The sequence below is a fragment of the Nostoc sp. genome (assembly GCF_036916575.1).
GTDB lineage: Bacteria > Cyanobacteriota > Cyanobacteriia > Cyanobacteriales > Nostocaceae > Nostoc.
On record NZ_JBALGC010000073.1, the window covers coordinates 1 to 14167 of the forward strand.

The 14167-nt window shown below is 42.4% G+C and carries 13 protein-coding genes; 7 read left to right on the forward strand and 6 right to left on the reverse strand.

Translation table 11 applies throughout. The features are described from left to right. Window positions 1–379: 379 nt before the first annotated feature. Window positions 380–661, reverse strand: a complete 282-nt coding sequence (locus V7L29_RS15320; RefSeq protein WP_334690063.1) for a hypothetical protein — start codon at window positions 659–661, stop codon at window positions 380–382. 1 nt (window position 662) lies between these two features. Continuing rightward, entirely contained in the window at window positions 663–887 is a 225-nt protein-coding gene (locus tag V7L29_RS15325; RefSeq protein ID WP_334690064.1) for a hypothetical protein, read from the reverse strand. A 736-nt stretch (window positions 888–1623) separates the two neighbouring features. On the opposite strand from V7L29_RS15325, the gene V7L29_RS15330 reads away from it, so the two are divergent. From V7L29_RS15330 to V7L29_RS15345, 4 genes are all read left to right on the forward strand, one after another. Continuing rightward, window positions 1624–1905: a calcium-binding protein gene (locus tag V7L29_RS15330; RefSeq protein ID WP_334690065.1), complete on the forward strand. Its 282-nt coding sequence runs from the start codon at window positions 1624–1626 to the stop codon at window positions 1903–1905. Window positions 1906–2177: 272 nt separating this feature from the next. Continuing rightward, complete coding sequence (locus V7L29_RS15335; protein ID WP_334690066.1) at window positions 2178–2972, forward strand: hypothetical protein; 795 nt, start codon at window positions 2178–2180, stop codon at window positions 2970–2972. A 484-nt stretch (window positions 2973–3456) separates the two neighbouring features. Beyond that, on the forward strand, window positions 3457–4677 hold the full coding sequence (locus V7L29_RS15340) for an MFS transporter (RefSeq protein ID WP_334690067.1): 1221 nt from the start codon (window positions 3457–3459) through the stop codon (window positions 4675–4677). Window positions 4678–4812: 135 nt separating this feature from the next. Then, complete coding sequence (locus tag V7L29_RS15345; RefSeq protein ID WP_334736028.1) at window positions 4813–5790, forward strand: hypothetical protein; 978 nt, start codon at window positions 4813–4815, stop codon at window positions 5788–5790. 160 nt (window positions 5791–5950) lie between these two features. Here V7L29_RS15345 and V7L29_RS15350 read toward each other — a convergent pair whose 3' ends face one another. Both V7L29_RS15350 and V7L29_RS15355 read right to left on the reverse strand, forming a co-directional pair. Next, the gene (locus V7L29_RS15350) at window positions 5951–8125 is read right to left on the reverse strand and encodes a bluetail domain-containing putative surface protein (protein ID WP_334736029.1); all 2175 of its coding nucleotides are present in this window, start codon (window positions 8123–8125) and stop codon (window positions 5951–5953) included. A gap of 444 nt (window positions 8126–8569) precedes the next feature. Then, entirely contained in the window at window positions 8570–10015 is a 1446-nt protein-coding gene (locus V7L29_RS15355) for an FAD-binding domain-containing protein (protein WP_334736030.1), read from the reverse strand. 235 nt (window positions 10016–10250) lie between these two features. On the opposite strand from V7L29_RS15355, the gene V7L29_RS15360 reads away from it, so the two are divergent. Then, window positions 10251–10805, forward strand: coding sequence for a 1,2-dihydroxy-3-keto-5-methylthiopentene dioxygenase (locus V7L29_RS15360; RefSeq protein ID WP_334736031.1), 555 nt, complete (start codon window positions 10251–10253; stop codon window positions 10803–10805). 276 nt (window positions 10806–11081) lie between these two features. After that, window positions 11082–11180 carry a DUF4351 domain-containing protein gene (locus V7L29_RS15365; RefSeq protein WP_334736032.1) on the forward strand — a complete coding sequence of 33 codons (99 nt, stop codon included), beginning with the start codon at window positions 11082–11084 and terminating at the stop codon, window positions 11178–11180. A 5-nt stretch (window positions 11181–11185) separates the two neighbouring features. On the opposite strand, the gene V7L29_RS15370 is transcribed toward V7L29_RS15365, so the two are convergent. Beyond that, window positions 11186–11983, reverse strand: a complete 798-nt coding sequence (locus V7L29_RS15370) for a hypothetical protein (protein ID WP_334690073.1) — start codon at window positions 11981–11983, stop codon at window positions 11186–11188. A gap of 489 nt (window positions 11984–12472) precedes the next feature. Between V7L29_RS15370 and V7L29_RS15375 the strand changes: the two genes are divergently transcribed. Then, on the forward strand, window positions 12473–12904 hold the full coding sequence (locus V7L29_RS15375; protein WP_334690074.1) for a TOBE domain-containing protein: 432 nt from the start codon (window positions 12473–12475) through the stop codon (window positions 12902–12904). A 618-nt stretch (window positions 12905–13522) separates the two neighbouring features. Here V7L29_RS15375 and V7L29_RS15380 read toward each other — a convergent pair. Beyond that, complete coding sequence (locus V7L29_RS15380) at window positions 13523–13963, reverse strand: tautomerase family protein (protein WP_334690075.1); 441 nt, start codon at window positions 13961–13963, stop codon at window positions 13523–13525. Window positions 13964–14167 lie beyond the last annotated feature (204 nt).

Sequence of the window (14167 nt, forward strand, 5' to 3'; positions counted from 1 at the left end):
GACTCTGAGTGCATCAGATTTTGTCGTGCAAGCGTAGATGCACATATAGGATTCATATTTGATTTTGGAAATATACGTAGGGGAGCCAGTGCGTTGCGGTTCCCGACCCAAGGGTAGCACAGCGTAAAGCCTGCGGCATGGCAATTCTTAGAAACGCTGTTCGCGTTCGCTCAGGCTAAACTCGGCACAAGTCGCTCAGTACAAGTGGCTTTTGACTTCCGCCTTGCGGTACTATCTTCTAGATAAATTCTAATTGTTCTTGCTTGTCTGTGTGGGACAAATATGTGTAGAGACGTTGCAATGCAACGTTTCTACATCGGTAGTGCAAATTATCTAATCTAAATCGTATTCGTTCAGGATTAGCTCGTAAAGAAGCACGTCAATTATTGTCAAACCTAGTAGAACACCCTAACACAAGTAATTTCTTATGCTTACGCTTATTCTTATTCTTGAGAATAGTCAAATAATTCTCAACGTAGCGAAAAGCAGCTGCACAGTCGTAATCAGCAATGGCTATAGCTTGCAAAAAAACCTTTGAGGGAATTTCAAACCCTAAAAATTTTTCTGTTAAAATTAACAAATCTTGATCTGTGGCAGGAAAAGTAGTTTCTTCTGTCCCTTCGGAATCATGAAATATATCTTCAATTAATGCTTTGTACACTTTATACCTCCTTAAAAGCATAAGATGCAAAGCCTGCGATCAAGTTTAGCTGCTGATCACGAGTTTGTGAGTTAACTGGAAGTTCAGTACCAAGATATCCGATCTCGCGTAAAATCTCCAAACAATAAGTATTGAGTTGAATGTATGGAGCTTGCTCCAATTGTTGAGCTACTTCTAGAGCCATCTCCAGATTGACTTGGATAACCGTCTTTACAGGGTTGGTCATAAACACGCCCTAATAAACTGGATGCTCTAAGTTTTGATCACAAGTACAAATAGCGTAACGGTGTTTTTGCGGAATTTATGAAGAGGTGAAATTGAAATATCAGCGCATTTGCGGTAATGTATCTGAAATTACACAAAATCGGTTGAAAGCTTGGCAATTTCGATTTAGGTGTGCTCGTCGTTCGTATAGCGGACGCACCAGAAGACATTAGCATTCGCCTAGCGTCTTGTAGAGAAGCGATCGCTCGCCTTAACACATATAACTATTTATAAATAGTAACATATAATACAAAATTTTTGTCAATACATTGCCTATTTTGTACCCTCACAATTTGCTTGTTTATCTTAGGTATAATGTCAAGTCTGTTTAGTAGATTTCCTACCAGATTTTTCTTTACACCCTCCCCAGTCAAGGTTTAAAGACAAATTAGTCATTATTGTTAGGATTTATTTATAATACTTATGTACTATAAAACCTTGGGCTTTTGAGCCATATCTAACACCCAACACAGTCAATATGCGACCAAATAAGGGTTGTGTTCAGTGCCTGAAACGTTTATTATGTGTAATTCATATCATAGTTAATTTTTACACCGCGTAAGTCCTACAGATATATAAAAAAGCATTAATTATCTTTATGCATATTTCATCAGAAATTTATAATTTTGATCGTTGTAATATGCGAGTATTACAACGATCAAATACATTTGATCTTTATAAATATAAAGGTATATATTATGTCCATTATTGTTGGTACTCCTAACAATGATTTTTTGTTGGGCACTAGTAGTGACAATCAGATTTTTGGTCGTGGAGGCAATGACAATATCTTTGCTGGTCTTGGGAATGACGTAATCGATGGTGGAGAGGACAATGACAAGTTGGTTGGTAATGGCGGCAATGACACATTTAAGGGCAGTCAGGCTAACAACAGCATTGATAGCAAAGATGGCATTGATACCGCAGATTACAGCAAACAAGGTAAAACCATCACCCTCTCAGGTGTAGTAACAAATTGAGAATGGTACAGACATGAGTAATTATCTTTGTACTCCAGGGTAAAAGTTATGTTGCAAAAAATGAGGTTGGGCTGGTAAATGTATGAATTGCGTCAACTCTCACCAGCCATGAAAAAGTTTTTGCAACACAACCATTGAAGACGGCAGATGCTTCGACTGTCAAAGATACTACGCTAACAACTCTCTCGAGCAGAGCAATGCATTGCCTGATCCTGGGTGTTGAATTTTTGCATTTTGATGATATTTTTCTACGAAATTAAGGAGTAAGCCTTGTGAGATTTAGGAAAAATGAATTATTGAAGTTATCTGTCAAATATTTACCAGTAATTACAGTTATAATAACGGTTCTCCCATTACCAGTTAAAGCAGCTACATTTCTAGTAACTGAACGCTCTGTTTTAGGAGGCAACGATGAAGTTAATTGGGAAAGTTTAGGTAAAGTATTCAATCCTTCTGCTCCTGATTTTTCTGCTTTTTTACCTAACTCTTTTTTAGCAACATCGCAAGGTGGTTTAGGGTTGGATATAAATATAGCTCCAACTAGTAATCCTCAGATTACTCCACCGTTTGTCTTTCAAACTTTACCTCCACCTGGCATTCGGACTAACTTCGCCCAAGGAGATTTTATTCTTTTCGGAGGTATAGACCCAACAGGTTTTCAACCTCTTCCTCCTGGTGTTCCTGATCCTCGTACTCAGGGGAACGGAGGGCCTTTTAGCATTAGTTTTGCCCAGCCTGTTTTTGGCGCTGGTGCTCAGATAGCTGTAGACATTAGTAATTCAGAAGTTGAAACTTTTATTACCGCTTTTGATAACGCTAATAACCTGTTGGGTAGTTTCTCAGTTCTAAGTACTTCGTCGCTAGCATTAGATAATTCGGCAGTGTTCTTAGGAATTCGTAGTGACACTCCAAACATTTCGCGACTCGTTTTTAGCAGTTCTGAGCCAGAATACGGCTTGGCCATTAATCAGGTAAGCATTATTGCAGTTCCCGAACCAACTTATACCTTGGCAATATTAGCTTTTGGTATTTCAGGTGCTGTTTTGAAACTACGCCAACGCACTTGACACTGCCACGGTGTCGAAATAACTTTCATTTAATAAGTTAGAGGTTTCGGACATATTTAAACTTCTGTAATACCGATTACCTATGAGGTTGTTCCCGAACAATAGGCTTAAGCCCATTCTCTCACCAAGCTTGATTTTGTCTAGTTTCATAAAGAATTGGTATAAGTTCGTAAGTTTCACATAACTCTTATCTTTAGCCAAACTGAAGTCAATGTCATCCGAAGAATTAGAAAGCATCATCGACGCTAAGATCCAAAAAGCTATACGAAAGCACGAGTTCATAGTTGCTTTCATTAGTAGTATTATTGGCTTGATTTTTATAATGGGTTTGTTCCACGCTATTTTGCTCAACCACTCTGAAATTAAAGCACTTTGCTTAAACTGATTACTGGTTGCATTTATGGGTCTTTATTATCAAGTGTTCCCTAATATCCATAAAACTAATTTAAGTTACACATATTTTTGAGAAAATGGAATTGCACCTATGGAGAGTAAAAATAATAGCAGGGCTATATTCGTCTTATTTTTGACTGTATTTATAGACTTGCTCGGCTTCGGAATTATCCTGCCGATACTGCCTTTGTATGCTGAACAATTCGGCGCAAAACCTAATGAAGCGACTCTACTTGTAGCTATTTACTCTTTAATGCAGTTCTTATTTGCACCATTATGGGGCAGCTTTAGCGATCGCTACGGTCGCCGTCCGATTTTATTACTTACTTTATTCGGTTCTGTAGTTGCATACGCTGGGTTAGGCTTTGCCAACTCATTATGGATTTTGTTTATTGCTCGTAGTCTTGCCGGGATTATGGCAGGGAATATTGCTACTGCTCAGGCGTACATAGCAGATATTACCACGCCAACTAATCGAGCTCGTGGCATGGGGATAATCGGGGCAGCTTTTGGTCTTGGCTTCATTCTTGGCCCAGCGATTGGAGGTCTTCTGGTCGGGCCTGATCGAGACAACGCTAACTTCCATCTTCCATCGTTGTTCGCAGCCGGATTATCTTTATTGGCATTGCTTTGTGCTTTGATGTTACTTCCAGAATCTCTAAATTCTGAGACTAAAGCCAAAATCAAAGCTCATCATTACCGTCAGCGAAGGCTGAACTTGCTACATCTATCACAGCGTCCCCAGTTTTGTATACTTATTAGCATCTACTTTTCAGTAACCTTTGCTGTTGCGGCTATGGACTCGACATTGGCTTTATGGTCTAAGCAGCAATTAAACTGGGGTCCTCAACAAACTAGTTATCTTTTTGCCTTCATGGGGATTGTCAGCACAATTATTCAAGGAGGACTGATTGGCTTCCTCAAGAAATATTTGGGTGAAATAAAGTTACTTATCTTGGGGATATTAGGGTTAGGTTTAGGATTACTGCTAATTGGATTCTCACAAAGCTTAATTTTATTGTTGGTCGCCACCACACTTGTGGCATGGGGAATTAGTGTCAGTCAACCAATATTGAACAGCCTGATTTCCCAAATGACAGTCCCAGAAGAACAAGGACAAATATTAGGAATTGCCAGTTCTTGCTCTGCGTTGGCACGCATCGGTGGCCCAACCTGGGCAGGGGCTAGTTTTATGAAATTTGGGAGTTCTGCTCCTTTTTTGAGTGGATCTTTAGTAGTGCTGATAGCTTTGACTATTAGTTTGCGAGTGACTAAAAGCGCATCTGAACCAAACACAAAACGTGTAGCCTAAAAATCCTGATTTCAAAGTAAAAAGGTAAGGATTTAGAAGGCTTTGATAACCAAGATTAATAATTTTTTGAACAGCCTTGTAATAAAGACTTTTAATCCCAAATATAAAATCTAAAATCTAAAATCTAAAATTAGTATGACAGGTCGGCGAGTATTGTTTTTAGGCATATTTGTAAGCATCCTTCTCACCTACGGAATTTGGATCGGTGGTAGCATTCCTGCAAGCATCACTAAACTTCCTGACCAAGGATTAAACTGGTACTACTGGAAGCTTCCCAACCCAACCTTTTGGAGTCGAGCGACGGCTTGGGGCATGTACCTTGGGCATCAGTTTAGCATCTGGGCGTGTATCTTGTGGGCGCAGCGATCGCAGTTGAAATACAAATCAGCCTTGCACCCGATTAATTACCTCATGCTTGCCATTAATAGTGCATTCATCGCTTTACACTTTCTTCAGACCTATATTTGGTACGATGCTTTAGCTCAAGATACTTCAATTTGGGCTTCCCAAGGTGCAGTTATACTCCTACTGGTGTTCGTATTGATTTTAGAAACGCCTCGACGCGGTTTGTTTTTTGGCAATTCTGTTTCATTTCATCAACAGTTTTTGCAAATTATCAAGCTGTACCACGGCTACTTTTTCTCCTTCGCCGCTATCTATACGTTTTGGTATCATCCAATGGAAGCGACTTTGGGGCACTTAATTGGTTTTCTCTATATGTTCTTGCTTCTGCTGCAATCGTCGTTGATCTTTAACCGCACCCATGTAAACCGTTGGTGGACATTCACTTTGGAAATTACGGTGCTTTTACATAGTGTTGTTGTATCACTGATGCTAGGACAAAGCAAGTGGCCAACATTTCTCTTTGGTTTTCTTGGCATTTTAGTGCTTACCCAACTCCACGGTTTACCTATTAGTATCTTGACTAAACGTACTATCTACGGAGCCTTTTTAGTGAGTGTACTGGCCATTTATGGACTGACAGAACGCGGCTTAGGCAGAATTTACGAAGTAACCTATATTCCTCTGATTGAGTTTGGGCTGGTTGGCACAATTTACTTAATCTTCCTGCTCATCTTATGGACAATTTCTCGTTTACCTGTGAAGACGTAACTATGATGTCCATAATTCCTGTTTTCTCTGTGTTCTCTGCGCCTAATAAGGTTCATTGAAGGAGATAGGAGGTAGGGAGCTTTCTAGCAAGGGGGATAATAAATTCAAATTTGGACAAAGGGTACGAATCGGCGCTCTAGTTTTGGTCAGCAGCATGAAGTTAGACAACTGCTAAATTATTCAAGCTGCCTTTGTAGCCACTAATCTCAATCACAGCATCCGTGAGGGCAGAGAATCCATTAGTGTTATCGTTGAGTGCCAGAAAAGTCTGCCCCTTATTGCCTGTACCAAGGGTAAAAGTTGCCGCACCTTTAGCTACAAAAGCAGTTGCAGTCAATATCTTTTGTACATCTGAGAGATTTAGACTCGCAACAGTGCCAAGTTGAACTAAATTAGCAGCGGTAACTGCATACAGCCTATCGATTTGATCTTGAGAAATGTTCAAGTCAGTTATTTTATCAAAGCTAGACAGCAGCGAATCACTCAGACTACTGAACACAAATTTATCAGATCCACAACCGCCTGTAAGGGTATCACGCTCAGCGCCACCATTGAGGATGTCATTACCATTACCACCAACTAGTTTGTCATTTCCGTCTGTGGTGGTTTTGCTGATTAATTGACCATTGGTATCATACAGATAAGTGGCAACTGCATCAGTAATGCCATCACTGTTGTTGTCAATATCTGCGGAAATTAGTTTGCCATTGCGATCGTAGTTGAAAGTGGTAATCTCATCAGGGATGCCATCATTATTTTTGTCAGCTACCTGTGCAGTCTGTTTGCCGTTAGCGTCGTAACTATAAGCAGTGACTTCATCAAAAATGCCATCATCATTATTGTCAATTTTTTGTGATTTCAGGTTGCCGTTAAAATCGTAGCTGTAGATGCCAACTGCATCAATTACACCATCATTGTTGAAGTCATAGCTAGCGGATGCGCGTCCATAAGTAGAGGTTTGGACAGAATCAACTTTGCCGTCGCCGTCGTTGTCAGAGCTATAGGATGTCAGGTTGCCCTTGGCATCATAAGTAGAGGTTGAGACAGAATCAACTTTGCCGTCGCCGTCGTTGTCAGAGCTATAGGATGTCTGGTTGCCCTTGGCATCATAAGTAGAGGTTGAGACATCATCAAGTTTGCCGTCGCCGTTGTTGTCATAGCTCACGGATGTCCGGTTGCCCTTGGCATCATAAGTAGAGGTTTCGACATAATCAACTTTGCCGTCGTTGTTGTCACGGCTCACGGATGTCAGGTTGCCCTTGGCATCATAAGTAGAGGTTTCGACAAAATCAACTTTGCCGTCGCCGTTGTCGTCATCGCTCCGGGATGTCAGGTTGCCCTTGGCATCATAAGTAGAGGTTTCGACAAAATCAAGTTTGCCGTCGCCGTTGTTGTCAGAGCTATAGGATGTTAGGTTGCCCTTGGCATCATAAGTATAGGTTATGACAGAATCAACTTTGCCGTCGCCATTGTTGTCAGAGCTATCGGATGTCAGGTTGCCCTTGGCATCATAAGTATAGGTTTCGACAGAATCAACTTTGCTGTCGCCGTTGTCGTCATCGCTCCGGGATGTCAGGTTGCCCTTGGTATCATAAGTAGAGGTTATGACATAATCAAGTTTGCCGTCGCCGTTGTCGTCACGGCTAAAGTATGTCCGGTTGCCCTTGGCATCATAAGTAGAGGTTTCGACAGAATCAAGTTTGCCGTCGCCGTTGTCATCACGGCTAAAGTATGTCCGGTTGCCCTTGGCATCATAAGTAGAGGTTTCGACAGAATCAAGTTTGCCGTCGCCGTTGTTGTCAGAGCTATAGGATGTCTGGTTGCCCTTGGCATCATAAGTATAGGTTATGACAGAATCAACTTTGCCGTCGCCGCTGTCGTCACGGCTGGTGGATGTCAACTTGCCCTTGGCATCATAAGTAGAGGTTTCGACAAAATCAACTTTGCCGTCGCCTTTGTCGTCAATGCTCTGGGATGTCAGGTTGCCCTTGGCATCATAAGTAGAGGTTAAGACATAATCAACTTTGCCGTCGCTGTTATAGTCACGGCTAAAGTATGTCCGCTTGCCCTTGGCATCATAAGTAGAGGTTTCGACATCATCAACTTTGCCGTCGCCGTTGTTGTCACTGCTCGTGTATGTCAGGTTGCCCTTGGCATCATAAGTATAGGTTTCGACATCATCAACTTTGCCGTCGCCGTTGTTGTCATGGCTCACGGATGTCAGGTTATAGCGGTAGGTAATAACTGAGTCTATTATCCCATCACTGTTGTTGTCTGTCCTCTCAGATATCACTTTGCCATCGACATCGTAAGTGTAAGTTGTGGTTGAGGTCATAAATTGGTGTTCCTTATCTGTTTGATTCCAGTTGTTTTATTACTCCATTTATTATCTCATTTGTCAATGCGTAAGAGAGACGTAGCACTGCTACGTCTCTCGTCAATAAGTAGTCGGACAAAAATATTTACAGTCATTGCGATCGCTCGCAATCACATTGTGTAATTAATTCTGTCTGACTACTTATTTAGATGCGATCGCTCTATAGCAAGACAGGGCTATTTCGTTCTAGACATAAACCGCCCAGAACTAAAGTTCACAGGCTCATAGCTAAAGTCCGTTTTAACGGACTATAACCTTTGCTTAGTCCTCTAAAGACAACTTTCGCTATTAGACTGGTGAATTCATTCTGAGGCGGGCTAAATAAGAATGAAATAGCCCTATAGCAAGATTCTTATTATGATACAGTATCAATCCTAAATAAACATTAAAAAATTCACAATTTTACTCACCATTACTAAGGGTTTTTTGCTGTTGATAACGCTGTTTAAACTGCTGTTGTTGTATTTTATGATCCACAATTGGATCAGGATAGCCAACAGCATGACGTTCTAAAGATGGAATTTTACCAGTAACTAAATATTCTGGATCTACAGACCGCAATTCTGATACCCATTGCCGAATATATTCCCCCTCTGGATCAAATTTTTGTGTTTGACTAGCTGGGTTGAAAATCCGCACAGGTTTGGGGTCCATGCCACTAGAAGCACTCCATTGCCAACCACCATTATTGGCAGATAAATCACCATCAATCAGGTGCTGCATAAAGTATTTTTCTCCCAATTGAGGATTAATTAGCAAGTCTTTGGTGAGGAAACTGGCGACAATCATCCGACAACGGTTGTGCATCCAGCCGCTTTCGTTTAACTGACGCATTGCTGCATCTACAATCGGGTAGCCAGTTCTCCCCTCACACCAAGCTTGGAAATATTCTTCGTTAGTTTGCCAAGGAAAGTTTTTGAAGGTGTCGCGGAAAGCACCATCAGCCAATTCGGGAAAATTATACATTGCATGTTGATAAAACTCTCGCCAAGCTAATTCCTGTTGCCATGTGCGAATATTAACTGCTGTTTCCTCACTACGGCTATTTTCTTTTGCTTCTATCGTGGCTTGCCAAACGGTGCGAATGCCAATTACGCCAAATTTCAAAGCTGCACTCAGTTGCGATGTTCCATCAACTGCGGGAAAATTTCGCTGTTCTTGGTATTCAGTAATAGCTTTAGTAGTAAATTCCTCTAATCGTTCTTGCGCCGCCGCCTCTCCGGGTGAAATAATCAATTCTTCATCCCAAATAAATCCTAAATCTTTCGCTGAAGGTAATGCGATCGCTCCTGCAAGTTTTGCAATTTCCTGTTCTGCTTCCGTTAACCCCTCAACATTTTGCAGTGTTTCTACTGGTTGAGCCTTCGGTTTGCTAATCCAATTTTTCCAAAAGGGGGTGTAAACCGTGTAAGGACTGTTACCACCCGTGCGTAACTCATCTGGGGAGTTGAGGATTTGATCCCAGTTTTGGTTAAGAAACTCAATGCCTTTTTCTTTGAGGGCACTTATAATGGTGCGATCGCGTTCTTGTGAATAAGGTTCTACATCCCAATTCCAAAAAACAGCTTTGGCTGTTAAAGCTTCGGCTAAAGCTGGTATCGCTTGTACAGGATTGGCGTGGAGTATCAATAACTGGCTGCCAACTTGGGCATATCGCTCTTGGAGTTTCTCTAAACAGCCAATCATATAAGTTATTTTTACAGGAGCGACATCATCCCGTTCCAGAATATTCGGATCAAGGCAAAACACGCCCACCACTTTCGGACTCTGCCGTTTTGCTGTAGCCAGTCCCGTATTGTCAGAAATGCGTAAATCGCGCCTATGCCAAAACAGAATTAAGTCAGACATTCCATACTAGATATAGTTCACCCGTACTAGCTTAGATGCTAGTGGTACCAATGAGCATCATTCTGGCGATAAATTTATTCTGTAAACGGGGAAGGCTCTCTGGAGATAAGAGGTAATGGGGAGTGAATTAACAGGAGTCACGAATAAATTAAACCCCGGTTTGTCAATCGGGAATTGTGGCTTTTTAGCTCAAAGTTGAGTATACTCTTCTTAACAGTTAATTAGTCTTTTTGTCATGGCTAACCTACTACTTGACGACGGCACAATTGAGAGTGATTTAGGCGAAATAGCTCGTGAACTTGCCCCTCTTAGCATTCAACTCAGACACTACGACCCAGGAACATCGCTCCTCTTCCCCAACCTGCTAGACCAGGACGTTTTAACAGAGTCTGAGAAACGTTATTGTGTAGAACTCCATAACAGCGTCTTTGAATTTATTCAGCAAGAAAATGGCGCTATCTGGTGTGACTTGCTAAATGTGCATCCAGGTTCCTTTAATCTTCACCACCTGATAACAACCTACGGCCGTTACCACACTCATCCTGCGGCTGAACCGCTCTACATGTTGGCAGGAGAGATGATCTATGGTTTCGTGCGACCTAATGGCAGCCAGGTACAGCTTTTAGTTCAGGCACAAGATTATCTCTACATCCCCGCTGGCGTTGAGCATTGGTGCAGCCCAACTGCATCGTTGAATTTCAAAGCAGTACGTTATTTTGCAATCGCTGAAGGCTGGGTTCCAAATTATACAGGAACTCATGTAAGTGATTCTCTCAACAAGCCGCGTTAAAGCTCAAAGCCAGCAGCGAAATATCTCAGCCTGTACTCAGTTGCTTGCAGGGTTAAAATATGACAACAATCTAATCACTAGCCTTTTGCCAGAGGAGCTTATGCAGAAATCTGTAGTCTATCAAAGAATTATTAGACAAGGAATTGAGCAAGGAATTGAGCAGGGGAGATGAGAAGAGGCATTTCAGTGGTCATGCGCTTACTTCCTCGGCGAATTGGTATAGTTGCTCTAGAATTGCGTAGGCGTAGCCCGTCGTAGACATCGCAGATTGAAGGATTGTCTCTTACTCAATTAGAGGATTTAAGCGAGGCGCTATTAGATTTCTCGACAGCAGCAGATTTAACAAGCTGGTTCAATAGTGTTAAAGAAAACTGACCACTTCACTCAACTTCTTCACAGCGAATTAATAGCGTTTCCATCGCCTCTGCTAGAGAAATCAACTCTGTCCAAGAGGAACCACTAACTAAATTTTGGGCGTGAGCTAATCGGTTTCGCAATTGTTCAGCAGACTTGAGGAAGCGTTCGCCAAACCGCTTGGACTTTAGTCCCAGTTGCTGGAGAAGTTCTGGTTGATTTAAAATTAACTCTCGCTTATCACAGAATTGCAAATAATCTAACAAATCGGTAGCTTCGTTTCTTTCCTGGCTCTCTCGCCATAGCCGTTGAGCAACTTCTAAGCGTTCAGGTTTGAGAACTTTTTGCCAAGAATCTTGGGGATAGTAAATCCGCACCAGCCGCAGCAAATTCATTTCTAGCAGCGTTACCAAGCCAAACAATAGCATTCGCGCGGGTGCTTTCTGCAAGTCGCCACAAGTAACAATACCACTCACCTGATTGCAGTCCAAGACAAACAATCGCGGAGTTTGTTGCAGGATGGGTAGCAACTTTATAAGTGGGGTGGAAATGGCTATTAATTCTTTTGGATGAAACACTCGTTGATAGTCGCTACACTTGCCTTCTTTGCCTTGAATCAAACTAGAGCGTTCTACATAACCGCTAATAATATCTCCCGTTTCAATGCCGATAACATCAAAATTTTGTGCCTGCATCCAATGCAGCACTTCTTTCACCTCTGCGTCAGCTGGCATAGCTTTGAGGGGTTCTGCCACGTATTCAATGGTGATATTGTTCTCAAATAAACTCCGCAGGTCTTGAGAGCGCGATTTTAGGTGTTTCATCCCCCTACTGTGAACTCACGTTAAATAATCCTACGGTACTGACGCGATCGCCTTTTCGGTTTTTTCTGCCAGATTACCCCTGTGTAGGCGTAGCCCAATCTAGGCATCGCTATTCCAACAAATACCATAGCCCAATGTTATACCATCCTTGTTGGTATTAAATGTAGTAACCAGAAAGAAAAAAGTGCAAGCCCACTTCGGCTAGTGAGCGTGCATCGCCTAAATTCATTTATAGGGTTCAAAAAATTTGACTTTTGAATGAGTGACTTTTGACTTCCTCGTTTGCGTAGCGTCTTGCAGAGAAGGGGCTGACGATTAGACATTCTCAAGTAACAAAATATTTTGCACCTACAAAAAAAATATTAATAAACTTATCTGTATCAGAAAAAACGTCGAAAATCCTGACAAAAAAATGTTATTACTAAAACGACACATCGAATTGATACTTGGTAGAATCGTATCAAGATAACCAAAATTGATAATATTATTATGCCAAGGAAAGAACAAGGGTGGGTCACATTTCAAACTTCAGAGGAGGAGCGGAAGATTCTAGAGGAGTTCTGCGAACATTCTCAACGCACCAAGACTGAGATTCTGCGGGAACTCGTGCGTAGTCTCAATCAGCACTCTTTACCACCAACTCAGCAGGAAAAACAGGAAGATGTCTACATTCAAAAGTCTGATATAGAAAGTAGTATTCAAAAGAAATCACTAAAAGTTAGCTCTCGCAATATTCTTAAAGGTGTCATTAAACGAGTTGTTTATGGAGCTGTTAATAGTGAGGTGACTCTGGAGATTATTCACAAAGTCGAGTTAACTTCTATTATCACCAGAGCTTCCGCAGAAGAGTTGGAACTATCTGAGGGAAAAGAAGCTTACGCAGTGATTAAGTCCAACGATATTGTGATTGCTAGAGAATAAAAATAGTTAATTTTGGGCGTTGGATATTAAGAGGATGAATTATCAGCACTAACATTTTTGATTTTGGAGAACTGCAAGATAAATTGAGTATATATAGTTGATGTGATCGCTTATGTAATACTATTTTAAAAAATCTTGACAAACAATGAATCGGTTGTACAGGCGTACATCTGTGCGCCTCTACTATAGCAATCCTATCTGATTTCGTTCAAATTCGCAGTCTCCAGATTCCCGACTTCGTAAAAGTTGTCGGGGATCTAAGTAGAACGACTTAAAAAAACCAAACTATGTGAAGATAAGTAAATACGCATGATGTATTTAGCACGGCAACAAAGATATGGGCAGCCGTTTACAGCGGTTTTCAGATGAATAGACCAGAGAATGTGGTTTCGCGTACTATATTTGCAGTTTGTTTGCAGCGATTGTGGTTTCATTTGCACCTAATGTGGTTTTGAGACCCCTTTTATTTGCAAAGAATGTGGTTTCTAAATCGCCTTGTTTGCAGTTTTATCTCCCGACGTTTGCAGTTCGCTACACCTAGAGAGTGGGGAGCGGACAAGACAGACCGACGCGAACCTGAGACGTAGTCACTGCGGCAGGCCGTGGCGGTGTTGCAAGTCACGCGTCGGACGTCTGCTCGTCCGTGGGGTAGCGGGCGTAGAACTCAGCGTCCCACGCGGCCTCGGCCTCCTTCTCGGTGGGCGGGAGAACCATGCCAGCCTCCATGGCCCAGTGCGGCGGGAAGTCGAAGAGGGCGACGATCACATCGCGGGCGGACACCCCGGTGACGTCGCACATCAGTGCCGTCATCCGCTCCATCATCCGCACGCGCACCTCCTGGGAGCGGCCGGCGCGGATGCTGGCCTGGATGACGTTCGGTGCGCTCGGCCGGCCCGACGACCAGGCGACGCCCTGAGGGTAGCCGGTGAAGACGACATGGATCAGCGGCTCCGGGGCACCGGTCTCCTCGCCGTGGATCGTGGTGATGCCGTAGGCGAGCTTCTCCATCTGGGTACGGTTGAGTCGGCCCAGCTCGGTGGCGACGGTGTAGACGGGCATGACAACTCCTCCTGGTGGTGCGGTCGCCCCTGATGGTGACCGATTTTCATTCAACTGATTTCCCCAGCGAGTGGGGAGGTCCTCTAATCATTATAAAGCTGTCTGGAAGCGTAATAATAACTTTTCACGAGTGATTTAGGACTGCTATATGAATCCTATACGTGCATCTACGCTTGCACGACAAAATCTGATGCACTCAGAGTT